General features: G+C 42.9%; 33 protein-coding genes and 1 riboswitch. Of the genes, 30 read left to right on the forward strand and 3 right to left on the reverse strand.

What is annotated here, in order from left to right; all coding sequences use genetic code 11:
- The first annotated feature begins 4 nt into the window (after positions 1-4).
- The 26 genes from rplD (at position 5) to rplQ (ending at position 12,631) form a co-directional block, all read left to right on the forward strand.
- Positions 5-610: a 50S ribosomal protein L4 gene (gene rplD / locus FCN25_RS10600; protein WP_137224558.1), complete on the forward strand. Its 606-nt coding sequence runs from the start codon at positions 5-7 to the stop codon at positions 608-610.
- Entirely contained in the window at positions 607-909 is a 303-nt protein-coding gene (gene rplW, locus FCN25_RS10605; protein WP_124729276.1) for a 50S ribosomal protein L23, read from the forward strand. The genes rplD and rplW overlap by 4 nt, the downstream gene beginning before the upstream one ends.
- Before the next feature lie 16 nt (positions 910-925).
- Positions 926-1,750: a 50S ribosomal protein L2 gene (rplB, locus tag FCN25_RS10610; RefSeq protein WP_137224560.1), complete on the forward strand. Its 825-nt coding sequence runs from the start codon at positions 926-928 to the stop codon at positions 1,748-1,750.
- 14 nt (positions 1,751-1,764) lie between these two features.
- Positions 1,765-2,043, forward strand: coding sequence for a 30S ribosomal protein S19 (gene rpsS / locus FCN25_RS10615; RefSeq protein WP_006083596.1), 279 nt, complete (start codon positions 1,765-1,767; stop codon positions 2,041-2,043).
- Between the two features lie 15 nt (positions 2,044-2,058).
- Positions 2,059-2,391, forward strand: a complete 333-nt coding sequence (gene rplV, locus FCN25_RS10620; RefSeq protein ID WP_011635644.1) for a 50S ribosomal protein L22 — start codon at positions 2,059-2,061, stop codon at positions 2,389-2,391.
- A gap of 12 nt (positions 2,392-2,403) precedes the next feature.
- Positions 2,404-3,093, forward strand: a complete 690-nt coding sequence (gene rpsC, locus FCN25_RS10625; RefSeq protein WP_011635645.1) for a 30S ribosomal protein S3 — start codon at positions 2,404-2,406, stop codon at positions 3,091-3,093.
- 11 nt (positions 3,094-3,104) lie between these two features.
- Entirely contained in the window at positions 3,105-3,515 is a 411-nt protein-coding gene (gene rplP / locus FCN25_RS10630) for a 50S ribosomal protein L16 (RefSeq protein WP_137224563.1), read from the forward strand.
- A complete protein-coding gene (gene rpmC / locus FCN25_RS10635) occupies positions 3,515-3,706 on the forward strand; it encodes a 50S ribosomal protein L29 (RefSeq protein ID WP_137224566.1) in 192 nt (63 codons plus the stop codon). The genes rplP and rpmC overlap by 1 nt, the downstream gene beginning before the upstream one ends.
- A complete protein-coding gene (gene rpsQ, locus FCN25_RS10640) occupies positions 3,706-3,954 on the forward strand; it encodes a 30S ribosomal protein S17 (protein ID WP_137224568.1) in 249 nt (82 codons plus the stop codon). The genes rpmC and rpsQ overlap by 1 nt, the downstream gene beginning before the upstream one ends.
- A gap of 177 nt (positions 3,955-4,131) precedes the next feature.
- The gene (gene rplN / locus FCN25_RS10645) at positions 4,132-4,500 is read left to right on the forward strand and encodes a 50S ribosomal protein L14 (protein WP_011635649.1); all 369 of its coding nucleotides are present in this window, start codon (positions 4,132-4,134) and stop codon (positions 4,498-4,500) included.
- 10 nt (positions 4,501-4,510) lie between these two features.
- Complete coding sequence (gene rplX / locus FCN25_RS10650) at positions 4,511-4,825, forward strand: 50S ribosomal protein L24 (protein ID WP_124729279.1); 315 nt, start codon at positions 4,511-4,513, stop codon at positions 4,823-4,825.
- 13 nt (positions 4,826-4,838) lie between these two features.
- On the forward strand, positions 4,839-5,378 hold the full coding sequence (rplE, locus tag FCN25_RS10655; protein ID WP_137224571.1) for a 50S ribosomal protein L5: 540 nt from the start codon (positions 4,839-4,841) through the stop codon (positions 5,376-5,378).
- A gap of 10 nt (positions 5,379-5,388) precedes the next feature.
- Positions 5,389-5,694, forward strand: a complete 306-nt coding sequence (rpsN, locus tag FCN25_RS10660) for a 30S ribosomal protein S14 (RefSeq protein ID WP_137224574.1) — start codon at positions 5,389-5,391, stop codon at positions 5,692-5,694.
- Between the two features lie 24 nt (positions 5,695-5,718).
- Positions 5,719-6,111 carry a 30S ribosomal protein S8 gene (gene rpsH / locus FCN25_RS10665; RefSeq protein WP_137224577.1) on the forward strand — a complete coding sequence of 131 codons (393 nt, stop codon included), beginning with the start codon at positions 5,719-5,721 and terminating at the stop codon, positions 6,109-6,111.
- Between the two features lie 10 nt (positions 6,112-6,121).
- Positions 6,122-6,655 carry a 50S ribosomal protein L6 gene (gene rplF, locus FCN25_RS10670; RefSeq protein WP_137224580.1) on the forward strand — a complete coding sequence of 178 codons (534 nt, stop codon included), beginning with the start codon at positions 6,122-6,124 and terminating at the stop codon, positions 6,653-6,655.
- A 10-nt stretch (positions 6,656-6,665) separates the two neighbouring features.
- Complete coding sequence (rplR, locus tag FCN25_RS10675) at positions 6,666-7,016, forward strand: 50S ribosomal protein L18 (protein ID WP_011635655.1); 351 nt, start codon at positions 6,666-6,668, stop codon at positions 7,014-7,016.
- Between the two features lie 12 nt (positions 7,017-7,028).
- On the forward strand, positions 7,029-7,532 hold the full coding sequence (rpsE, locus tag FCN25_RS10680) for a 30S ribosomal protein S5 (RefSeq protein WP_137224583.1): 504 nt from the start codon (positions 7,029-7,031) through the stop codon (positions 7,530-7,532).
- Positions 7,533-7,538: 6 nt separating this feature from the next.
- Positions 7,539-7,721 (forward strand): 50S ribosomal protein L30, encoded by a 183-nt coding sequence (gene rpmD / locus FCN25_RS10685; RefSeq protein WP_137224586.1) that lies wholly within the window; start codon positions 7,539-7,541, stop codon positions 7,719-7,721.
- A 4-nt stretch (positions 7,722-7,725) separates the two neighbouring features.
- The gene (gene rplO, locus FCN25_RS10690; RefSeq protein ID WP_137224589.1) at positions 7,726-8,160 is read left to right on the forward strand and encodes a 50S ribosomal protein L15; all 435 of its coding nucleotides are present in this window, start codon (positions 7,726-7,728) and stop codon (positions 8,158-8,160) included.
- Positions 8,161-8,167: 7 nt separating this feature from the next.
- Complete coding sequence (gene secY, locus FCN25_RS10695; protein WP_137224592.1) at positions 8,168-9,508, forward strand: preprotein translocase subunit SecY; 1,341 nt, start codon at positions 8,168-8,170, stop codon at positions 9,506-9,508.
- A gap of 23 nt (positions 9,509-9,531) precedes the next feature.
- A complete protein-coding gene (rpmJ, locus tag FCN25_RS10700) occupies positions 9,532-9,645 on the forward strand; it encodes a 50S ribosomal protein L36 (RefSeq protein WP_011635659.1) in 114 nt (37 codons plus the stop codon).
- Positions 9,646-9,761: 116 nt separating this feature from the next.
- A complete protein-coding gene (rpsM, locus tag FCN25_RS10705) occupies positions 9,762-10,118 on the forward strand; it encodes a 30S ribosomal protein S13 (protein WP_011635660.1) in 357 nt (118 codons plus the stop codon).
- Positions 10,119-10,135: 17 nt separating this feature from the next.
- Positions 10,136-10,528, forward strand: a complete 393-nt coding sequence (rpsK, locus tag FCN25_RS10710) for a 30S ribosomal protein S11 (protein WP_011635661.1) — start codon at positions 10,136-10,138, stop codon at positions 10,526-10,528.
- Positions 10,529-10,560: 32 nt separating this feature from the next.
- The gene (gene rpsD / locus FCN25_RS10715; RefSeq protein ID WP_137224595.1) at positions 10,561-11,181 is read left to right on the forward strand and encodes a 30S ribosomal protein S4; all 621 of its coding nucleotides are present in this window, start codon (positions 10,561-10,563) and stop codon (positions 11,179-11,181) included.
- A gap of 24 nt (positions 11,182-11,205) precedes the next feature.
- On the forward strand, positions 11,206-12,195 hold the full coding sequence (rpoA, locus tag FCN25_RS10720) for a DNA-directed RNA polymerase subunit alpha (RefSeq protein WP_101033750.1): 990 nt from the start codon (positions 11,206-11,208) through the stop codon (positions 12,193-12,195).
- 40 nt (positions 12,196-12,235) lie between these two features.
- Positions 12,236-12,631, forward strand: a complete 396-nt coding sequence (gene rplQ / locus FCN25_RS10725) for a 50S ribosomal protein L17 (protein WP_011635664.1) — start codon at positions 12,236-12,238, stop codon at positions 12,629-12,631.
- A gap of 944 nt (positions 12,632-13,575) precedes the next feature.
- Here the strand turns inward: rplQ and tnpA are convergent.
- On the reverse strand, positions 13,576-13,935 hold the full coding sequence (gene tnpA, locus FCN25_RS21345) for an IS200/IS605 family transposase (RefSeq protein WP_217495339.1): 360 nt from the start codon (positions 13,933-13,935) through the stop codon (positions 13,576-13,578).
- Between the two features lie 73 nt (positions 13,936-14,008).
- On the opposite strand from tnpA, the gene FCN25_RS21150 reads away from it, so the two are divergent.
- Together FCN25_RS21150 and FCN25_RS21155 are read left to right on the forward strand one after the other, a co-directional pair.
- The gene (locus FCN25_RS21150; protein WP_254693628.1) at positions 14,009-14,677 is read left to right on the forward strand and encodes an RNA-guided endonuclease TnpB family protein; all 669 of its coding nucleotides are present in this window, start codon (positions 14,009-14,011) and stop codon (positions 14,675-14,677) included.
- The gene (locus FCN25_RS21155; RefSeq protein WP_254693771.1) at positions 14,662-15,150 is read left to right on the forward strand and encodes a transposase; all 489 of its coding nucleotides are present in this window, start codon (positions 14,662-14,664) and stop codon (positions 15,148-15,150) included. Before FCN25_RS21150 ends, FCN25_RS21155 begins: the two co-directional genes overlap by 16 nt.
- Before the next feature lie 227 nt (positions 15,151-15,377).
- Here the strand turns inward: FCN25_RS21155 and FCN25_RS10740 are convergent, their stop codons facing one another.
- The gene (locus FCN25_RS10740; protein WP_137224598.1) at positions 15,378-17,288 is read right to left on the reverse strand and encodes a methyl-accepting chemotaxis protein; all 1,911 of its coding nucleotides are present in this window, start codon (positions 17,286-17,288) and stop codon (positions 15,378-15,380) included.
- Positions 17,289-17,519: 231 nt separating this feature from the next.
- On the reverse strand, positions 17,520-19,169 hold the full coding sequence (locus FCN25_RS10745) for an electron transfer flavoprotein-ubiquinone oxidoreductase (protein WP_137224601.1): 1,650 nt from the start codon (positions 19,167-19,169) through the stop codon (positions 17,520-17,522).
- Between the two features lie 232 nt (positions 19,170-19,401).
- A riboswitch (molybdenum cofactor riboswitch) is annotated at positions 19,402-19,534 on the forward strand.
- On the opposite strand from FCN25_RS10745, the gene moaA reads away from it, so the two are divergent.
- Positions 19,522-20,502 carry a GTP 3',8-cyclase MoaA gene (gene moaA, locus FCN25_RS10750; RefSeq protein ID WP_137224604.1) on the forward strand — a complete coding sequence of 327 codons (981 nt, stop codon included), beginning with the start codon at positions 19,522-19,524 and terminating at the stop codon, positions 20,500-20,502. (Overlaps the previous riboswitch by 13 nt.)
- 91 nt (positions 20,503-20,593) lie before the next feature.
- Positions 20,594-21,070 carry a cyclic pyranopterin monophosphate synthase MoaC gene (moaC, locus tag FCN25_RS10755; RefSeq protein WP_137224605.1) on the forward strand — a complete coding sequence of 159 codons (477 nt, stop codon included), beginning with the start codon at positions 20,594-20,596 and terminating at the stop codon, positions 21,068-21,070.
- Positions 21,071-21,133: the final 63 nt, after the last annotated feature.

Below are 21,133 nucleotides of genomic sequence, written 5' to 3' on the forward strand. Positions count from 1 at the left end.
AGTAATGGAATTGGTATTGAAAGACGCGCAGAGCGCTCTTGAAGTTTCCGAAACTACCTTCGGCCGTGACTTTAACGAGGCATTGGTTCATCAGGTAGTTGTAGCTTACGCTGCAAACGCACGTCAAGGCACTCGTGCCCAAAAGACGCGCGCGGAAGTAATTGGCTCAGGCAAAAAGCCTTGGCGCCAAAAAGGCACAGGCCGTGCTCGTGCCGGTAGTGTTAAAGGCCCGATCTGGCGTGGCGGTGGCGTAACATTCGCTGCTAAACCACAAGATCACAGCCAAAAAGTTAACAAGAAGATGTACCGTGGTGCTCTTAAGAGCATTCTTTCTGAATTGGTACGTCAAGAACGTTTAGTTGTCGTCGAATCTTTTGGTGTTGAAGCTCCTAAAACTAAAGAGCTGAAAGCTAAATTGAAAGAAATGCAACTAGAAGACGTTCTAATTGTTACTGCAGAAGTTGATGAGAATTTATTCTTAGCAGCTCGCAACTTATACAAGGTTGATGTACGTGACGTAGCGGGTCTTGACCCAGTAAGTCTAATTGCATTCAACACTGTTCTTGTTACTGCTGATGCAGTGAAGCAAATCGAGGAGATGCTAGCATGATCCGCGAAGAACGTTTGCTAAAAGTGATTCTTGCTCCACATATCTCTGAAAAGAGTACTGTGGTTGCTGAGAAAAACAACACTGTAGTTTTCCGCGTAGCTATCGATGCGACTAAAGCAGAGATTAAAGCTGCAGTAGCGAAGCTATTTGAAGTTGAAGTCGATTCAGTTCGCACTTTAGTTAACAAAGGCAAAACCAAACGTACCGGTGGCCGTGTAGGTCGTCGTAGCGATTGGAAAAAAGCTTATGTTACTTTAGCGGCTGGTGCTGATATTGATTTCGTCGGCGGCGCTGAATAAGCAAAGGAGAATTATCATGGCAGTTATTAAGTGTAAGCCAACCTCTCCAGGTCGTCGCCACGTAGTTAAAGTGGTGAATACGGACCTGCATAAGGGTAAACCTTTTGCTGGCCTGTTGGCGAAAAAATCTAAAAGTGGTGGCCGTAATAATACTGGCCGTATCACTGTACGCCACATTGGTGGTGGACATAAGCAGCACTATCGTATTGTTGACTTTAAACGCAACAAAGATGGTATCCCTGCGAAAGTTGAACGTCTTGAATATGATCCAAACCGTACAGCGCACATTGCGTTAGTATTGTATGCCGATGGTGAACGTCGTTACATTCTTGCTGCAAAAGGCATGAAAGCTGGCGACCCAATCCAATCTGGCTTGGATGCAGAAATCAAGACTGGTAACGCTATGCCGTTACGCAACATTCCAGTAGGTAGTGTTGTACACGCTGTTGAGATGAAGCCTGGTAAAGGCGCTCAGATCGCACGTTCAGCTGGTGCTTATGTACAAGTTGTTGCTCGTGATGGTGCTTATGCAACTCTACGTCTTCGCTCTGGCGAAATGCGTAAAGTTCCAGTAGATTGCCGCGCGACATTTGGTGAAGTTGGTAACGCCGAGCATATGCTACGCCAGTTAGGCAAAGCAGGTGCTAAGCGCTGGAGAGGCGTACGCCCTACAGTTCGTGGTGTTGCAATGAACCCAGTAGACCATCCACATGGTGGTGGTGAAGGCCGTACTTCTGGTGGACGTCATCCAGTGAGTCCATGGGGTGTGCCGACTAAGGGTTATAAAACTCGTAGCAACAAGCGCACTGACAAGTACATCGTACGTCGTCGTAATAAATAGTAAGAGGATTCGCCATGCCACGTTCTCTCAAGAAAGGTCCCTTCATTGACCTGCACTTGCTGAAGAAGGTAGAGAAAGCGATGGAAGCGGGAGACAAAAAGCCTATTAAGACTTGGTCTCGTCGCTCAATGATCATCCCTAATATGATTGGGTTGACCATCGCTGTCCATAATGGTCGTCAGCACGTACCTGTGTTCGTAACTGACGAAATGATCGGTCATAAGCTTGGTGAATTTTCACCAACTCGCACTTATCGCGGCCATGCTGCAGATAAGAAAGCGAAGAAGCGTTAATACGGGAGGAATAAGATGGAAGTTTTAGCTAAACATCGTTTTGCTCGTACGTCTGCGCAGAAGGCCCGTCTAGTTGCTGATCAAATTCGTGGGTTGCCTGTTTCTAAGGCTCTCGAGATTTTGACATTCAGCCCCAAGAAAGCCGCCGTACTAGTTAAAAAAGTACTTGACTCAGCTATCGCAAACGCCGAACACAACGAAGGTGCTGACATTGATGAGCTTAAAGTTGGAGCCGTCTTCGTAGATGAAGGCCCAACAATGAAGCGTATCATGCCACGTGCTAAAGGCCGCGCTGATCGTATCATGAAGCGTACCAGCCACATTACTGTGGTTGTAGCAGATCGCTAGGAGAAGAGAGCAATGGGACAGAAAGTACATCCTAATGGTATCCGTCTGGGTATCACTAAGCCTTGGATCTCTACCTGGTACGCAGATAAGTCAGACTATGCAAATAATCTGAACAGCGACTGGGAAGTGCGTCAATATTTAACTGAAAAGTTAAAAGCCGCATCAGTATCTAAGATTGTCATTGAACGCCCAGCGAAAAGCATCCGCGTTACTATTCACACTGCCCGTCCAGGTATTGTGATTGGTAAGAAAGGTGAAGACGTTGAAGTATTACGTGCATATGTGTCTAAAATCACTGGCACTACTGCTCAAATCAACATCGCTGAGATCCGTAAACCTGAATTAGACGCTAAGCTCGTCGCTGACTCTATTGCTCAGCAATTAGAGCGCCGTGTTATGTTCCGTCGTGCTATGAAGCGCGCAGTTCAAAACGCAATGCGAATTGGTGCTCAAGGTATCAAAGTTCAAGTCAGCGGCCGTTTAGGTGGCGCAGAAATCGCACGTGCAGAATGGTATCGTGAAGGTCGTGTACCTTTGCATACTTTGCGTGCTGATATCGACTATTCAACTGCAGAAAGTCACACTCAATATGGTGTGATTGGTATTAAAGTTTGGATCTTCAAAGGCGAAGTTCTAGACGGTTTGGTACCTGCTATTGAAGAGCCTAAGCAGCAACCTAAGCGTAAGCCTCGTGGTAAATAGGAGAAACTTTTATGCTGCAACCTAAACGTATGAAGTTTCGCAAGATGTTCAAGGGCCGCAACCGTGGTCTAGCGAACGGTACTGAAGTTAGCTTTGGTACTTTCGGTTTGAAAGCAGTCGGCCGTGGCCGTTTAACTGCTCGTCAAATCGAATCTGCACGTCGTGCCATGACACGTCATGTTAAACGTCAAGGACAAATTTGGATTCGAGTTTTCCCTGACAAGCCAATTACCTCTAAGCCTCTTGAAGTGCGTATGGGTAAAGGTAAAGGTAACGTTGAATACTGGGTATGTCAGATTCAACCTGGTAAGGTTCTTTATGAGATGGGTGGTGTTCCTGAAGCGTTGGCTCGTGAAGCCTTTGCTTTGGCAGCTGCCAAGCTACCTCTGAAGACTACCTTCGTAACTAAGACGGTGATGTAATGAAAGCGAGCGAACTAAGAGAAAAGAGCGTTGAAGATCTTAACGCTGAATTACTTGGTCTGCTGCGTGAGCAGTTTAACTTGCGTATGCAACACGCTACTGGTCAGTTGAGCCAAACACATCAATTGAAACTAGTGCGTCGTAACATTGCACGTGTTAAGACCATTATTACTTCTAAGGCAGGTGCCTAATGTCTGATAAAGCCCGTACTTTGCAAGGTAAAGTGATTAGCAATAAAATGGACAAGTCTATTACTGTTGCTATTGAGCGCCAAGTGAAACATCCTATTTATGGGAAGTACATTAAGCGTACAACTAAGATCCATGCACATGACGAAACTAATCAGTGTAATGAAGGGGATTATGTGGCTATTAGCCAGTGTCGTCCTCTATCTAAGACTAAGTCTTGGACACTAGCTGAAGTAGTGACAAAAGCCTAATTTTTATTAGGTTAACGTAAACGGCTCCAGTAATTGGGGCCGTTTGTTTTTTTTGCTATGCATTCTAAATATGTGGTGTTATACTTGCGCGCCAATTTTAGGTAAAGTATTACTTAAATTTGGTTCAAATATAGTCCCATAGTGGGATTGTGTAGTAACGATAGCGGAGCACTTGAAATGATCCAAATGCAATCGACTCTAGACGTCGCATGTAACAGCGGCGCACGCAGAGTTCAGTGTATTAAGGTCTTGGGTGGCTCTCATCGTCGTTATGCCGGTATCGGCGACATCATCAAAGTTTCTGTTAAAGAAGCAATTCCTCGCGCTAAAGCGAAGAAAGGTGATGTATATAACGCGGTGGTAGTCCGTACTAAGAAAGGCGTACGTCGTCCAGACGGTTCTGTCATTCGCTTCGATCGGAATGCTGCGGTTTTGCTTAACGCAAACCTTGCACCGATTGGTACTCGTATCTTTGGCCCAGTGACACGTGAATTGCGTAATGATAAATTCATGAAAATTGTCTCGCTGGCACCAGAAGTACTGTAAGGAGCTTCAAATGGCAGCTAAAATCCGTCGTGAAGACGAAGTAATTATATTAGCAGGTAAAGACAAGGGTAGCCGCGGTAAGGTTTCTCAAGTTCTACCTACTGGTAAGTTAATTGTTGAAGGCCTAAACCTTGTTAAAAAGCACCAGAAACCAAACCCTCAATTGGGCGTGACTGGCGGCGTTATCGAGAAAGAAGCACCGATACAAACATCAAACGTTGCGATCTTTAACCAAGCCACAGGCAAGGCAGATCGTGTTGGTTTCCGATTTGAAGACGGAAAAAAAGTCCGTTTCTTTAAATCGAACAGCGAACTCGTTAAGTAATTTGGAGTAAACGATGGCGAAACTGCATGATAAATATCAAGAGACTGTAATCGCTGAACTAGCTAAAAAGTTCGGTTATAGCAGTGTCATGCAAGTCCCTCGGATTGAAAAAATCACCCTAAACATGGGTGTGGGCGAAGCTGTTGCAGATAAGAAAGTTATGGAGCATGCGCTCCGTGACATGACTGCAATCGCTGGCCAGAAGCCAATTGTAACTGTTGCTCGTAAATCAGTTGCTGGTTTTAAAATCCGTGAAGGCTACCCTATTGGCTGTAAAGTGACCCTACGCGGTGAGCGTATGTGGGAATTTTTAGAGCGTTTAGTTGACATTGCAATACCACGTATTCGTGATTTTCGTGGCTTAAGCGCTAAAGCGTTTGACGGCCGTGGTAATTACGCAATGGGCGTGCGTGAGCAGATCATCTTCCCAGAAATCGATTATGATAAAATCGATAAAATTCGTGGTATGGATATTGTTATCACTACTACTGCGAAGAATGATGAAGAAGGTCGTGCTTTGTTAGACGCTTTTAACTTCCCATTCAAGAAATAAGGGTAGCATAATGGCAAAAACATCTATGAAAGCACGTGAAGCAAAGCGTGCACAGCTCGTAGCTAAATATGCTGAAAAGCGTTTAGCACTTAAGGCTATTATCAGCAGCCCTGCAACTTCGGAAGAAGATCGCTGGGAAGCTGTACTTAAGTTACAAGCTCTACCACGTGATTCTAGCGCTGCGCGTCAACGCAACCGCTGTAATCAAACTGGTCGCCCACATGGTTTTCTACGTAAATTCGGCTTAAGCCGTATTAAATTACGTGAAGCTACCATGCGTGGTGAAGTTCCTGGTCTGCGTAAGGCCAGCTGGTAAGCACTTGTCACGGAGTAAGCTAATATGAGCATGCAAGATCCTATTGCGGATATGTTAACCCGTATTCGTAACGGCCAAGCTGCTAACCACGTATCTGTAAAGATGCCTTCAGCTAAGTTAAAAGTAGCAATAGCGAAATTACTTAAAGATGAAGGTTTCATTACCGACTACGCCGTAGCAGATGAAGCTAAGCCTGAATTAGAAATTACGTTAAAGTATTTTCAAGGCAAACCAGTCGTTGAGACTATCCAGCGTGTAAGTCGCCCTGGTCTTCGTATTTACAAAGGTAAAGACGAACTTCCAAAGGTGATGGGCGGGTTGGGTATCGCAATTGTGTCCACTTCTAAAGGCTTGATGACTGATCGTGCTGCCCGCCAAAATGGCTCGGGTGGCGAGGTTATCTGCTACGTAGCGTAAGGAGCTATAAATGTCTCGTGTTGCAAAAGCACCAGTCACTGTTCCTGCTGGCGTAGAGGTGACTTTAAACGAACAGACTCTTACTGTGAAAGGCAGTAAGGGAAGTCTGACTCGAGTAATCAACAATGCGGTAAATGTTGTTATTGAAGATGCGCAAGTTAAGTTTCTTCCTGTCGAAGGCGTTGCTAACGCTTGGGCACAGGCTGGTACTGCACGTGCATTAGTAAACAACATGGTTGTTGGTGTATCTCAAGGTTTTGTGAAAAAACTTAAATTAGTTGGTGTAGGTTACCGTGCAAAAATTGCTGGTAGTGACTTAGATTTAACGTTGGGTTTCTCACATCCATTAGTACACAAACTGCCCGCAGGCGTTACTGCAGAGTGTCCTAGCCAAACTGAAATCGTGCTTTCGGGCGTTGATAAACAAGTTGTTGGCCAGGTTGCTGCTGAAATTCGCGGATATCGTCCACCAGAGCCTTATAAAGGCAAGGGTGTTCGCTATGACGACGAAGTAGTACGCCGTAAAGAGGCTAAGAAGAAGTAGGTAACGCGATATGGATAAGAAAACATCTCGCTTACGTCGCGCGTTACGTGCACGTAAGAAGATCCAAGAGCTGGGCGTGAATCGTCTGGTTGTACATCGTACACCGCGTCACATTTATGCTCAGGTAATCAATCCTGAAGCTCAGGTGTTGGCAGTTGCTTCAACCGTTGAAAAAGCGGTTAAAGAACTACTAAAGAGTACCGGTAACGTTGACGCGGCTAAAGCAGTAGGTAAAATTGTTGCTGAGCGTGCGATCGAGAAGGGCGTAGCAACAGTTGCGTTCGACCGTTCTGGATTCAAGTATCATGGTCGTGTTGCTGCATTAGCAGATGCCGCTCGTGAAGCTGGCCTGAAGTTCTAAGGGGTTATAAAAATGGCTAAATTAGAAGCTCAGCAAAAAGACGATCTGCAAGAGAAATTAATTGCAGTTAATCGTGTTTCTAAAGTAGTTAAGGGCGGTCGTATCTTTAGCTTCACAGCACTAACAGTAGTGGGTGACGGTAATGGTAAGATCGGCTATGGCTATGGTAAAGCGCGTGAAGTTCCAGCTGCTATTCAAAAAGCAATGGAAAAAGCCCGTCGTAATATGGTAACCGTGGAGTTGAATGCAGGTACTTTGCATCACCCAGTTAAAGGTCGCCATACTGGTTCTAAAGTTTATATGCAACCAGCATCAGAGGGTACCGGTATTATTGCCGGTGGCGCAATGCGTGCCGTATTGGAAGTAGCAGGCGTTCATAACGTTCTGTCAAAAGCATACGGTTCTACTAACCCGATCAACATCGTTCGCGCAACTGTCGATGCGTTGGTGCACATGAAGTCACCAGCTCAAATCGCAGCAAAACGTGGCCTGAATGTTGATGAAATTCGGGGGTAATGCACCATGGCTACTAAAACTTTAAAAGTCACACAGACTAAAAGCAGCATTGGTCGTTTACCAAAACACCGTGCAACCTTAACCGGTTTAGGCTTACGCCGCATTGGTCACACTGTTGAAGTTGAAGATACACCTTCAGTTCGCGGTATGATTAATAAAGTGTACTACATGGTTTCGGTGGAGGAATAAGATAATGCGTCTAAATACTCTATCTCCAGCAGCAGGTTCTAAATCTGCTCCTAAGCGTGTAGGCCGTGGTATTGGTTCAGGTTTAGGTAAGACAGCGGGTCGTGGCCATAAAGGTCAGAAGTCTCGTTCAGGCGGCGGCGTTCGCGTCGGTTTCGAAGGTGGTCAAATGCCACTTAAGATCCGTCTACCTAAGTTTGGCTTTACCTCGCGTCGCGCTTTGGTAACAGCTGAAGTTCGTTTACTCGAACTAGCAAAAGTTAACGGTGATGTTGTCGATTTGAATGCACTGAGAGATGCGAACGTTATTACTCGCAACATCCAGTTTGCGAAAATCGTTCTTTCAGGTACCATTGACCGCCCAGTGACTGTAAAAGGTCTCAAGGTAACCAAAGGTGCTCGTGCAGCTATTGAAGCTGCCGGTGGCAAGATCGAGGAATAATACGTCGATGGCAAAACCAGGACTTGATTTAAAAAGCGCGAAAGGCGGTTTATCAGAATTGAAAACACGCCTTCTGTTCGTGATTGGTGCGATTATCGTCTTTAGAGCCGGTTCGTTTGTGCCAATTCCTGGTATTGACGCAGCTGTATTGGCAGATTTGTTTGCCCAGCAAAAAGATACCATCCTTGGCATGTTTAACATGTTCTCGGGTGGTGCCTTAGAGCGTGCTTCTATCTTCGCATTAGGTATCATGCCGTATATTTCGGCATCGATCATAATGCAGTTATTGACTGTTGTGCATCCTGCACTCGCTGAATTGAAAAAGGAAGGCGAATCAGGACGTAAGAAAATCAGTCAATACACTAGATATGGTACACTCGTGTTGGGGACGCTTCAATCTGTCGGTATTGCAACCGGTTTACCAAATCTTATGCCTGGCCTTGTGGCCAATCCAGGATTTGGTTTCTACTTCGTTGCAGTTGTTAGCTTAGTGACAGGAACTATGTTCCTTATGTGGCTAGGTGAACAAATTACCGAACGTGGTATTGGTAATGGTATCTCGATTTTGATTTTCGCAGGTATTGTTGCTGGTTTACCATCGGCCATCGGCTCAACAGCCGAGCAGGCGCGCCAAGGTGACATGAATGTATTAGTACTACTGTTGCTCGCAGTTATCGTATTTGCTGTAACTTATTTAGTGGTATTTGTGGAACGTGGTCAACGTCGTATCGTCGTTAACTACGCTAAGCGCCAACAAGGCCGCAAGGTTTTTGCAGCGCAAAGCACCCATTTACCTCTAAAAATTAATATGGCAGGTGTGATTCCACCAATTTTTGCATCCAGCATAATTTTGTTCCCAGGCACACTGGCTCAGTGGTTTGGTCAAAATGAGTCTATGTCATGGTTAAGCGATTTCGCTTTAGCTGTGTCTCCAGGACAACCGCTGTATTCATTATTGTACGCGACAGCAATTATCTTTTTCTGTTTCTTCTATACTGCGTTGGTATTTAACCCTCGCGAAACAGCAGACAACTTGAAAAAGAGTGGTGCATTCATTCCTGGGATCCGTCCCGGAGAACAGACTTCGCGTTACATTGATAAAGTCATGACACGTTTAACCTTAGCGGGTGCGTTGTACATTACCTTTATCTGCTTAATTCCGGAGTTCATGTTAATTGCGTGGAAAGTACAGTTCTATTTTGGCGGTACTTCACTACTTATTATAGTAGTCGTAATCATGGACTTCATGGCTCAGGTTCAGACCCATATGATGTCTCATCAGTATGAGTCTGTGATGAAGAAAGCCAATCTTGTTAACAAAGCGAATTTAGATCGTTTTGGTAAATAAGATTTGTTTTACGGAGTGATGAAATGAAAGTTCGAGCTTCCGTTAAGAAGATCTGCCGTAATTGCAAGATCGTCAAGCGTAGTGGTGTTGTTCGTGTTATTTGTATTGAACCTAAACACAAACAGCGTCAAGGCTAGAAAGAAGTTTGGTCAGCTCAATAATGGGCTGACCAAAATATTGTTTGCAAATTTGTTGTCTGTCGAGTATCCTTTCGGGCTTTTCGCAGATAGCCTTTAACTTTAAGGAGTGCATAGTGGCCCGTATCGCTGGCATTAACATTCCTGATCAAAAGCATACAGTCATTGCTTTGACTGCTATTTTTGGTATTGGACGTACACGCGCTAGAGCAATCTGCGCATCTACTTCAATTGCTGAAGATGCTAAGATCAAGGAATTGAGCGAAGCTCAAATAGATATCCTACGCGAAGAAGTCGCCAAATACACCGTAGAAGGTGACTTGCGTCGTGAGATTTCAATGAACATCAAGCGTCTTATGGATCTTGGTTGTTATCGTGGTCTCCGCCATCGTCGTAGCCTGCCCCTTCGTGGGCAACGTACTAAGACCAATGCGCGCACGCGTAAAGGTCCACGTAAGCCAATCAGAAAGTAACGGGAAGGTAAACCAAAATGGCTAAAGTTCCGTCACGTTCTCCGCGTAAGCGCGTACGTAAACAGGTTGCAGATGGCATGGCTCATATCCATGCGTCTTTCAACAACACAATTGTCACCATTACAGATCGTCAAGGTAATGCGTTGTCATGGGCTACCTCAGGTGGTTCTGGTTTCCGTGGTTCACGTAAATCAACACCATTCGCTGCGCAGGTTGCTGCTGAGCGTGCAGGTATTGCTGCTCAAGACTACGGTGTTAAAAACCTTGAAGTTTTCGTGAAGGGTCCTGGTCCAGGTCGTGAATCAGCCATTCGTGCGCTGAACGCTGTTGGTTATAAAATTACCAACATTACCGATGTGACACCTATCCCTCATAATGGCTGTCGTCCACCTAAAAAGCGTCGTGTATAACACTGCGTATATAGGATAGTTGGAGAAAGATCATGGCAAGATACTTGGGTCCCAAGCTCAAGCTCAGTCGCAGAGAAGGTACAGACCTTTTCTTAAAAAGCGGTGTGAGAGCAATCGATTCGAAGTGTAAGCTAGAAACTGCACCTGGACAACATGGCGCACGTAAGCCACGTTTGTCTGAGTACGGTGTACAGCTACGCGAGAAACAAAAAGTTCGTCGTATTTATGGAGTGCTTGAAAAGCAATTCCGTAATTATTACAAAGAAGCTGCACGTCTTAAGGGCAATACCGGTGAAAACCTATTGCAACTTTTAGAAGTCCGCCTAGATAACGTTGTTTATCGTATGGGTTTCGGTTCTACTCGTGCAGAATCACGTCAGCTAGTAAGCCATAAAACTGTTATGGTTAACGGTCGTGTTGTTAACATTCCGTCATTCAAAGTGTCTGCGAATGATGTTGTAAGCATCCGTGAAAAGTCACGCACTCAAGCTCGTATTAAAGCGGCTTTAGAAGTGTCTGGCCAACGCGAAAAGCCTACATGGGTAGAAGTCGACAATGCGAAAATGGAAGGTGCTTTTAAGCGTATTCCAGAACGTAGCGATTTGTCTGCGGATATTAACGAACAGCTGATCGTCGAGCTTTACTCTAAGTAAAGCTAACAAACAAGAGAGGACACAATGCAGGGTTCTGTTACAGAATTTCTTAAACCGCGTCTCGTTGATATTGAGCAGGTTAATTCAACTCGCGCCAAAGTTACACTAGAGCCACTAGAACGTGGTTTTGGCCATACCTTAGGTAACGCGTTGCGTCGCATCCTATTGTCGTCTATGCCCGGCTGTGCAGTTACTGAAGTCGAAATTGACGGCGTACTGCATGAATACAGCAGTAAGGAAGGCGTACAAGAAGATATCCTTGAGATATTGCTCAATCTTAAAGGATTAGCAGTGACCATCGAGGGTAAAGACGAGGCTTTGCTTACATTAAGCAAGTCCGGCACAGGCCCTGTTACAGCAGCAGATATCACGCATGATGGTGATGTTACCATCGTGAATCCTGATCATGTTATCTGTCACTTGACAGGTAATAATGATATCAGTATGCGTATCCGCGTTGAGCGTGGTCGTGGTTATGTGCCAGCTTCGGCTCGTGCACAGACTGAAGACGATGATCGCCCAATCGGTCGTTTATTGATTGATGCTTCATTCTCACCTGTAGCTCGCATTGCTTATAATGTTGAAGCTGCTCGTGTTGAACAGCGCACTGACTTAGATAAACTTGTGATTGATATGACCACAAACGGTACTATCGATCCTGAGGAAGCAATTCGTCGTTCTGCAACAATTTTAGCTGAACAGCTAGATGCGTTTGTTGAATTACGTGATGTTACTGAGCAGGCTGTTGTAGAAGAGAAACCGGAGTTTGATCCGATTTTGCTGCGTCCTGTCGACGATTTAGAGCTAACTGTACGTTCGGCTAACTGTTTAAAAGCCGAAGCGATTCATTACATCGGAGATCTGGTACAACGCACTGAAGTTGAGTTGCTTAAGACCCCTAACTTAGGTAAGAAATCTCTTACTGAAATTAAGGATGTTTTAGCATCACGCGGACTGTCGTTAGGTATGCGTCTAGAAAACTGGCCACCAGCTAGTTTGGCAGACGACCTATAAGTCTCAGGTTAGTACAGATTTAGGTTATAAGGATTAGGTCATGCGCCATCGTAAGAGTGGTCGTCAACTAAACCGCAACAGCAGTCATCGCCAAGCTATGTTCCGTAACATGGCTTGCTCAATAGTTCGTCATGAGATTATCAAGACAACTGTAGCTAAAGCGAAAGAACTGCGTCGCGTTGTTGAACCTCTAATAACACTTGCTAAAGTTGACAGCGTTGCAAATCGCCGTTTAGCTTTCGCTCGTACCCGCGACGCTGAAGTTGTAGGTAAGTTATTTACTGAATTGGGTCCACGCTTCCAGGAACGTCCTGGTGGTTACACTCGTATTCTTAAGTGCGGTCTACGTACCGGTGATAAAGCCCCAATGGCTTACATCGAGTTAGTAGGTCGTCCTGAAGCTGCTGAAGCTGTTGAAGTCGAAGCTGCTGAGTAATTAATTACTCACCGAAAAACCGAGCCTAGGCTCGGTTTTTTTTTAACTTTAATAATTGGATTTTCAATATTACCCTAAACTTTTTTGAGCTTTCACCTATGTAATATTAAGTCGTTGCCATTGATTTCATATTGCTTTTTTCCCCTATAGTTTAAAACGTCTTATCTCCCTCTTTTAGAAACCTTATCTATCCAACATTCTTTACTCCCCAAAACCATAAAACTATCAATCACATAATAATTATTCTTTGCAGTTTCTTTTAAGGTTTTCTTGCTTTTTAGCATTAAAGACTTTTATTCAACAATAAAATTGTTCTTAACATCATTGAAGTCTTAGCTATTGTTGTTGCTTTTTATCAGTCAGATTCCGTGACACTAGATATTTATTGTCAATTATTGGCGATAGTCTTTCCTATGCTAGTTACGTATATCTACATATATTTATCTAACCATTCATCATGTATTCAATAATATATTCATCAATAAAAATCAGTGTCTTTTGCTACAGAGTGGTTTTGCTTGAAGCAAGCTGTGTATTAAATAACAACATTGGCATAATGGATAAATAGCACATGTTCAAATTCTCTTTCGAGTACATAACTTGATTGTATTCCTGTATCAAAGACATTGGTCAAAGTGCAGACAACCGTCGCACGTTCGTCATATGACCAAATACCTACGTACAACCTAACGTTATAACCCTCAAGTGATCAACCAGGCTCTCATGCACGTCATGGCGATAGCATCCGACATTCTAATTATAAAAACCTACAGCCATGGAAACATCAAGATGGCTAATTACCATGCAAGGTTCTGTAATTCGTCACCGATATTGTCTTGTTCTCATATTCACTATGTTTAAGTGATGTATGTTTTATTTTATCGAAAATGTCGAGCAAACCCACTGATCGACACGAAGTGGCGTCGGTGGGATGAATCGTTAAACTAACCTTGATCTTGAATGTATTTCCGAACTGTTTCTGCCGAAGTATTTCCAACAGAGCAAACAAAATATCCATCTGACCAAAATGCCCTTTCACGCCAGAACTGATTTGTAAGCCACTCGTACCTAGCCCAAAGACTCTGTGTTGTAGACTGTTTCATTCGTCGCACATAGTTCGAAACACAGATGGTTGGTGAGATTGTGAGAAGAATGTGTATATGATCTTTGTCAACTTCGATCTCTTCTACTTTGAAATCCGACCGAGATGCTATGTCCATTATTTTCAATTTCATAAACTCGGCAACCTCACCCAAAAGTAGTTGTTTTCGATATTTAACAACAAGAATTAAGTGTAGGGCAATTAGATGTTTACAATGTGACTTGGTTTGCTACTCCACTTGACAACCTCGGCGTATACAGTAGTCTATACAGTGTATGAAAAAGACTCTCAGATACAACTATCGGCTCAAGCCGACACTAGAGCAGGAAGCCAAGCTAGTGGAATTTGGTTCATACGCCCGTGGCGTGTGGAACTTGTTGTTATCTGAAAACATGCGCCGCTATCAGTACGATAAAACCTTTTTGTTTTACAACGAAATGGCTGCACTTATTAAGGACTTAAAACAGTTTGAAGAATTTGACTGGTTAAAAGCTTTTGATTCAGCGGCCTCACAACAAGTAGCGCGAGATCTTGATGCAGCACTAAAGAATTCGTTTAACAAAAAACGTTTACAGAAGTTTCCTACATTCAAGGTTAGTTTTAAGCAGAAGAAACGCCACGATGACAGCTTTCGTTGCGTGAATAACGCTAATTGTATTCGGATAGAAAAAGGCGCGATGAGTCTCCCTAAAATCGGCAAAGTGCCGTTGGTTTTACATCGTAAGTTGGCAAGTGCAATCAAAACCGCTACCATCCAAATGCGCCACGGCAAATGGTATGTCTCTCTGACCCAAGAGGTTAAATGCAAAAGTGCTAAGAAAATATTATCAACGCTTATTGGTTATGATATTAACAGTCAACTGACGGTTGTAGGTTCAAACGGATGGTACGTAAAAAAACCAAAAGCCTTTAAAAAGGCCTCTGGCAAATTCAAGTCCAGTTAAGTCGTCGAAAGCAGGGCTCAAATCGCTGGCACAAAACAAAATCACGCTTAAACACACTTCACGGAAAAATCTCTCGCCAGCGCCTAGCGTTTGCACATGAAATCAGCTGTACGATAGCCAAGTCCAGCGATATCATTGTGTTTGAGGATTTGAACGTAAAAGGAATGCAGCAATTTAACGGCGCTATGGTGAATGATAACGTCATGGGTATGCTCACGGAATTGGTCAAGTACAAGGCTGAAGTAAACGGTGCTGTTTACCATGAAATCGGTCGATATGTGAAATCATCAGGGCTCTGTAGTTGCTGCACCCACGAACATAAATTGGGTCTAGGTATTAGAGAGTTCGAGTGTGAAAAATGCGGGTTGGTGCAATGCAGAGATTTAGCGGCCGCTAAATCCGTAGCCAATACTGGTGAAAAAGAGTTAATAGCTAATGGGATATTAGTTAGGGCGTTGCCCAAATCTCAGTAGAAATCACCTTCTAAAATGAAAATCTTTGAGTAATCAAAGTTTGGTGTGGGAACTGAGAAAAAAAGCAATCTAGTCTTTAAAAACGAGATTGCAGAAGCCCATTGATCGACACGAAGTGCGTCGGTGGGTAGTTCACTATTCGGATTTATTGGTAAGTCAAAAATAATTATAGGCAAATAAAAACCACTCAAAGGAGTGGTTTTTTATTAGTGCTAAATATTAACTCATTACACTTTAAAGCGGGCCACTAGAGTATCAAGGCGTGTTGCCAACTCATTCAATGATTTACTTGCATTGGCTGCAGCATGTGCGGTATTTGCTGTACGCTGAGTAATATCGTTGATGTCGGTTACATTGCGGTTAATGTCTTCGACTACTGTTGACTGCTCTTCTGTAGCCGTTGCTATTTGAATGTTCATGTCGCTAATCTCAGCAATTCGTTCGCTAATACCACTCAACGAATGGCTGGCTTCATCTACTGCTGTAACCCCCTCATGTGAGCGACTACGTGATTGCTCCATTGCACTCACTGCACGAGTGGTTTCTGACTGAAGCTTATCTATCATAGTTTGTACTTCGTTGGTAGAAACCGCCGTACGAGATGCTAAGTTACGTACTTCATCAGCAACAACCGCAAATCCTCGTCCCGCTTCACCTGCTCGAGCCGCTTCAATTGCCGCGTTAAGTGCTAAAAGGTTAGTTTGTTCTGAAATAGCACGGATTACATCTAAAATACTACCAATTGATTTAGTGTGCGTAGCGAGTGACTCAATCACTTCTCCAACCTGTTCGACGTCTTTAGATAATAGGTTAATGGTTGAACGTGCGCGCGTGACGACTTTCTGACCTTCCATTGATTCGGTATCAGCATCACGGGCTGTGACAGCGGCTTGAGCTGCATTGGACGCAATCTCATTAACCGTAGCACCCATTTCGTTAATCGCGGTCACAACCTGGATTGTGCGATCTTTTTGTAACTGGCTATCACTTAACGTTTGATTAGCTTGGTTTGAAACATCAACGGCTGATAGACCTAGTTGTTCGCTGGTGTTGGCAACTTCGACTACCGTATCTTGAATTTTGCTAATGAAACTATTAAAACCACGAGCAAGCTGAGCTATTTCGTCATTACCATTAACGGGTAGTCTTTGACGTAAATCGCCTTCGCCTTCACCAATATTACGAAATAACTCTGCAATATGGGCAATAGGACGACTGACAGACCCTGCAACAGCAATCGAAATGGCAATAAATACCACAGCAATGAGTATTGTCCACATTAATATTTGATAAGCGGATTCTTGTAATAGGGCAAATACCTCTGCTTCAGGCACTTGCGCAACCAAGTACCAATCCATCGACTTGATGTAGCTACTGGCGATCAACATTTTCTGGCCATCTACTTCTGTTTTAACCAAGTTAAAATCGCTTTTATTCAGTAATTGGTTGGTATTTGCATTAGGATATAAAGTGCTGAGCTTGGCTTTACCCACCTTTGTAGTGTCTTGATGCAGTTTGACATCACCGTTAGTATCAACTAAATAGACAAATCCAGTGTCTTCTATTTTAAATGAAGCCAGTAAATTAACCATATCATCTAATGATTTGCCTAAACTCACCATGCCACGACCATTAGGTTGTTGGTAGGAAATATAAAGTTTTACCTCACCATTGGCTTCAGTAAAGACAGTCAACATCCGTTCTTGTTTACTATCTCGGAAATCAAAAAACCAAGCATCTTGTTCTTGGTTTAATATGCGTAAAAAACCATTCTGGGTATAGTAAGCTCCGGTTTCGCGGTCTGTGTAAGATGCTTGAGCCAAATCATATTGATCTTTCATATCATTGAGCTGTGCGGTGACTAGGCTTTCTTGGTCGGTAGGACGACCATTTTGAAGCCATCCAAGTAACATACGACTCTTCGCTAGCTGCTCCCCAGCATTGATCAAGCTACTAATTTGAAGATCGACTTCATTACGGATTTGCATCACTAAGCTGGGCATTTCCGAATTTAACATCCGTTGTTCGACGATTTGCTTGGCACTTCGTTGACTCAATAATCCGACTAGGATCGTTGATAGCAGTACTGCAATGGTCACGGTCAGTAATATTTTTTGTTTAATGGTAAACGTATTCATCTACAACAGCCTCTAGGGAGTATCTTTAAGATATATCGGAAATAATGGTAATAAATTGATAACTATTTTGCGTTTAAGTTAATTTAATAAGCAAAATAGTCTTTTGGCGTAGGTCGTTTTGATTTTATGTGGATAATGATAGTCGATAAAATAAAAAAAACGCACTATTATCTTATGTGCGTTTTTTGAGGCTAGCCAATAAATTAGTTATTGAGTGGCTATTTGGTTAGCTTACATATTGGGGTAGTTTGGTCCACCACCACCTTCTGGTGTTACCCAGGTAATATTCTGGCTTGGGTCTTTGATGTCACAAGTTTTACAGTGAATACAATTTTGACCATTAATCACAAATTTCTTGTCACCCGCGTCTTCAACTATTTCATAAACACCCGCTGGACAATAACGTTGTGCTGGTTCATCAAATTTAACTAAATTGACCGAAATGGGAATACTTTGGTCTTTTAAACGCAAATGACAAAGCTGATCTTCTTCGTGGAAAGTATTCGATAGATATACTGAAGATAACTTATCAAAACTTAATTTACCGTCAGGTTTAGGATAATCAATTTTATTATAGTCGCTGGCTAATCCCATTGTGGCGTAATCAGGTGTGTTATCTCTGAACGTTACCGGAAATTTACCACCGAACCAATTTTGATCTATAAAGTTGAATGCACCACCAAGTAAGGTGCCAAATTTGTGCAATGCAGAACCAAAATTGCGCGAGCTATGAAGTTCTTCATGTAACCAGCTTTCTTCGAAACGCTCTTGGAAGCAATCAAGGTCTTTGCCACCTTCCAAGCCAGCAATTAAGCCTTCGCCTAAGGTTTTGGCAGCAATAATGCCGCTTTTTATTGCAGTATGAGTGCCCTTAATTTTAGCAAAGTTAAGGGTACCGGCATTACAACCAATAATTAGACCACCAGGGAAACTCATTTTAGGTAATGAATTTAAACCGCCTTTAGCAATGGCTCTAGCACCGTAAACTAAGCGTTCTCCGCCTGCTAATGTGTTGGCTATAACGGTATGAGTTTTGTAGCGTTGAAACTCATCAAATGGGCTGAGGTGAGGGTTTTTATAATTTAAATCAATAATTAATCCCACAGCGACTTGGTTGTCTTCCATGTGGTATAGGAAACCTCCACCAGATGAGCCATTGACAAGTGGCCAACCACCAGTGTGAACAACTTTACCTTCTTGATGTTGTTCTGCAGGTATTTTCCAAATTTCTTTAAAGCCTAAGCCATAGTGTTGTGGGGTTTTACCATTATCTAAATGGTATTTTTGGATCAGTTGTTTACCTAGGTGACCACGGCAACCTTCTGAAAAGACTGTGTATTTTGCATGTAACTCCATACCTGGCATATAACTATCTTTGTGTTTACCATCTTCGCTAACACCCATGTCACCGATTAGAATGCCTTTAACACTGTTGTCTTCATTAAACAGTAATTCACTTGCAGCAAAACCAGGGAAAATTTCTACTCCCATCGCTTCTGCTCTGTTGGCTAACCAGCGTGATAAATTGCCGACACTAATAATATAATTACCATCATTGTGCATTGTTTTTGGCACTAAACTGTTTGGCATTAAGCGAGATTTTGTCTCTGAATTTAATAAATAGATTTCGTCATGAGTGACTTTAGTATTCAGAGGAATATCGGAGTCACGCCAATCATTAAATAATTCGTCCAGAACATCAGGTTCAAATACCGCCCCCGATAATATATGCGCACCAACCTCAGAGCCTTTTTCTACCACACAAACAGTGATTTCTTTATCTGCATCTTTAGATATTTGCATTAAACGACAAGCCGTTGCTAAGCCTGCAGGGCCTGCACCGACAATTACAACGTCGAACTCCATTGACTCGCGTTCCATGTTCTCACCTTTCAAAGTATCCCGTTCATCGCGGGTTTATTGTTTTTTTATAACGATATGTAAACGATCGTTTATCCTTTTACTTACCTTACCGCAAAATTTGCTTTTGTCACAGTAGCAAACACAATCTTGTCAGCGTGAGTCGAGTCACAAATAGTAAACGATATAATCTTTTTAGCTAAGATATTAACCTAAAGGGGTATTTGTATAATGGTATTTAGGCCTATAATCAGATCTGACGGTTCTCCGAGCTTTTTGTCCTACGTCGATGATATGGACAGTTAGCCGTGGTAATTTTGCCACCGGGGTGAGTAAAGAAATGCACTTACCTCCCACACTTGGAAAGGTTAACATGTCCCAATTACAAGATAGTTTTGGTCGACGTTTTCATTATTTACGAATGTCAGTGACTGACGTTTGTAACTTCAAATGTACTTATTGCTTGCCCGACGGCTATCGCCCAGACGGTAAGCCTACATTTTTAACTCTCAACGAGATTGAAAATTTAGTTGCCGGTTTTGGTGAAGTCGGTACGCAAAAAATTCGTATCACTGGTGGCGAACCTACACTTCGTAAAGACTTTACCGACATAGTGCGGATTGTTGCCGATAACCCTAATATTAATACTGTAGCCATGACAACTAATGGCTATCGCTTACAGCAACATGCCAAAGAATGGTATGACGCCGGACTGCGCCGCATTAATGTGTCAGTTGATAGCTTAGATCCTAAAATGTTTTATCAAATTACGGGTGAGAATAAATTCGATCAAGTGATGCGTGGTATTGATGCCGCACTTGAAGCTGGATTTGAGCGAGTAAAAATTAATGCGGTACTATTGAAAGGCTTAAACGATAAAGATTTACCGCGTTTTTTACATTGGATTAAAAACACACCCATTGATTTACGTTTTATTGAGTTGATGGAGACGGGTTTAGGTCGCGATTATTTTAATGCACACCATTTAGCTGGAGTGGACATTAAAAAACAACTTGAACGAGAAGGCTGGTTATATGATCTGCCTGATGTTGATGATGGTCCAGCACAAAACTTCAGTCATACAGATTACAAAGGCCGTATTGGGTTAATCATGCCTTATGCAAAAAACTTTTGTGCCAGTTGCAACCGTTTACGTGTCTCTGCAAAAGGTAAATTACATCTATGTTTGTTTACTGAAAATGGCGTGGATTTACGTGATTTACTCCAAGATTCTTCTCAACGAGATGAATTAATTAGCCGTTTACACGGTCAATTAGCTCAGAAAAAAGAAACCCATTTTTTACACCAAGGTATTACTGGCGTGACTCAACATCTTGCCTCAATTGGTGGTTAAGCTATTTTAAGACTAATCAAACTGATACGACACCCACAATGTCAGTGACGCTCAGTCGATAGACATTGAATTTTAATAAGGCTGTAAAAGTATGAGCAATCGTTTTACCCATATTAACGCCGATGGCAATGCCCATATGGTCGATGTTACTGAAAAAGCGGTCACCGAGCGTGAAGCTCGTGCTGAAGCCTTTATTGATATGGCACCAGATACCTTAACCATGATCATGAGTGGTAGCCATCACAAAGGTGATGTGTTCGCTACAGCACGTATCGCGGGTATTCAAGCCGCAAAAAAAACATCAGATTTAATTCCTTTATGTCATCCACTAATGCTAACTAAAGTAGAAGTAGATCTAGAGGCTCAACCTGAAAATAATCGTGTTCGCATTACCAGTTTGTGTAAGCTGTCTGGTAAAACCGGTGTCGAAATGGAAGCCTTAACCGCAGCGTCAGTGGCGGCATTAACGATATACGATATGTGTAAGGCTGTGCAAAAGGACATGATTATTTCTCAAGTCCGCTTGCTTGAAAAACGCGGTGGTAAGTCTGGGCATTTTAAAGCCTAATCAGTTAATTATCACTAGCGTAAATTTAAATACGTTTTATGAATAAATACGTTGAGAGACTAC

This window comes from Shewanella sp. MEBiC00475, assembly GCF_005234075.1.
Taxonomy (GTDB): Bacteria; Pseudomonadota; Gammaproteobacteria; order Enterobacterales; family Shewanellaceae; genus Shewanella; species Shewanella polaris.

Bases quoted from the DNA above. Each gene is read 5' to 3' on its own strand.
- rplD (WP_137224558.1), top strand. From the start codon at position 5: ATGGAATTGGTATTGAAAGACGCGCAGAGCGCTCTTGAAGTTTCCGAA.
- rplW (WP_124729276.1), top strand. From the start codon at position 607: ATGATCCGCGAAGAACGTTTGCTAAAAGTGATTCTTGCTCCACATATC.
- rplB (WP_137224560.1), top strand. From the start codon at position 926: ATGGCAGTTATTAAGTGTAAGCCAACCTCTCCAGGTCGTCGCCACGTA.
- rpsS (WP_006083596.1), top strand. From the start codon at position 1,765: ATGCCACGTTCTCTCAAGAAAGGTCCCTTCATTGACCTGCACTTGCTG.
- rplV (WP_011635644.1), top strand. From the start codon at position 2,059: ATGGAAGTTTTAGCTAAACATCGTTTTGCTCGTACGTCTGCGCAGAAG.
- rpsC (WP_011635645.1), top strand. From the start codon at position 2,404: ATGGGACAGAAAGTACATCCTAATGGTATCCGTCTGGGTATCACTAAG.
- rplP (WP_137224563.1), top strand. From the start codon at position 3,105: ATGCTGCAACCTAAACGTATGAAGTTTCGCAAGATGTTCAAGGGCCGC.
- rpmC (WP_137224566.1), top strand. From the start codon at position 3,515: ATGAAAGCGAGCGAACTAAGAGAAAAGAGCGTTGAAGATCTTAACGCT.
- rpsQ (WP_137224568.1), top strand. From the start codon at position 3,706: ATGTCTGATAAAGCCCGTACTTTGCAAGGTAAAGTGATTAGCAATAAA.
- rplN (WP_011635649.1), top strand. From the start codon at position 4,132: ATGATCCAAATGCAATCGACTCTAGACGTCGCATGTAACAGCGGCGCA.
- rplX (WP_124729279.1), top strand. From the start codon at position 4,511: ATGGCAGCTAAAATCCGTCGTGAAGACGAAGTAATTATATTAGCAGGT.
- rplE (WP_137224571.1), top strand. From the start codon at position 4,839: ATGGCGAAACTGCATGATAAATATCAAGAGACTGTAATCGCTGAACTA.
- rpsN (WP_137224574.1), top strand. From the start codon at position 5,389: ATGGCAAAAACATCTATGAAAGCACGTGAAGCAAAGCGTGCACAGCTC.
- rpsH (WP_137224577.1), top strand. From the start codon at position 5,719: ATGAGCATGCAAGATCCTATTGCGGATATGTTAACCCGTATTCGTAAC.
- rplF (WP_137224580.1), top strand. From the start codon at position 6,122: ATGTCTCGTGTTGCAAAAGCACCAGTCACTGTTCCTGCTGGCGTAGAG.
- rplR (WP_011635655.1), top strand. From the start codon at position 6,666: ATGGATAAGAAAACATCTCGCTTACGTCGCGCGTTACGTGCACGTAAG.
- rpsE (WP_137224583.1), top strand. From the start codon at position 7,029: ATGGCTAAATTAGAAGCTCAGCAAAAAGACGATCTGCAAGAGAAATTA.
- rpmD (WP_137224586.1), top strand. From the start codon at position 7,539: ATGGCTACTAAAACTTTAAAAGTCACACAGACTAAAAGCAGCATTGGT.
- rplO (WP_137224589.1), top strand. From the start codon at position 7,726: ATGCGTCTAAATACTCTATCTCCAGCAGCAGGTTCTAAATCTGCTCCT.
- secY (WP_137224592.1), top strand. From the start codon at position 8,168: ATGGCAAAACCAGGACTTGATTTAAAAAGCGCGAAAGGCGGTTTATCA.
- rpmJ (WP_011635659.1), top strand. From the start codon at position 9,532: ATGAAAGTTCGAGCTTCCGTTAAGAAGATCTGCCGTAATTGCAAGATC.
- rpsK (WP_011635661.1), top strand. From the start codon at position 10,136: ATGGCTAAAGTTCCGTCACGTTCTCCGCGTAAGCGCGTACGTAAACAG.
- rpsD (WP_137224595.1), top strand. From the start codon at position 10,561: ATGGCAAGATACTTGGGTCCCAAGCTCAAGCTCAGTCGCAGAGAAGGT.
- rpoA (WP_101033750.1), top strand. From the start codon at position 11,206: ATGCAGGGTTCTGTTACAGAATTTCTTAAACCGCGTCTCGTTGATATT.
- rplQ (WP_011635664.1), top strand. From the start codon at position 12,236: ATGCGCCATCGTAAGAGTGGTCGTCAACTAAACCGCAACAGCAGTCAT.
- FCN25_RS21150 (WP_254693628.1), top strand. From the start codon at position 14,009: ATGAAAAAGACTCTCAGATACAACTATCGGCTCAAGCCGACACTAGAG.
- FCN25_RS10740 (WP_137224598.1), bottom strand. From the start codon at position 17,288: ATGAATACGTTTACCATTAAACAAAAAATATTACTGACCGTGACCATT.
- FCN25_RS10745 (WP_137224601.1), bottom strand. From the start codon at position 19,169: ATGGAACGCGAGTCAATGGAGTTCGACGTTGTAATTGTCGGTGCAGGC.
- moaA (WP_137224604.1), top strand. From the start codon at position 19,522: ATGTCCCAATTACAAGATAGTTTTGGTCGACGTTTTCATTATTTACGA.
- moaC (WP_137224605.1), top strand. From the start codon at position 20,594: ATGAGCAATCGTTTTACCCATATTAACGCCGATGGCAATGCCCATATG.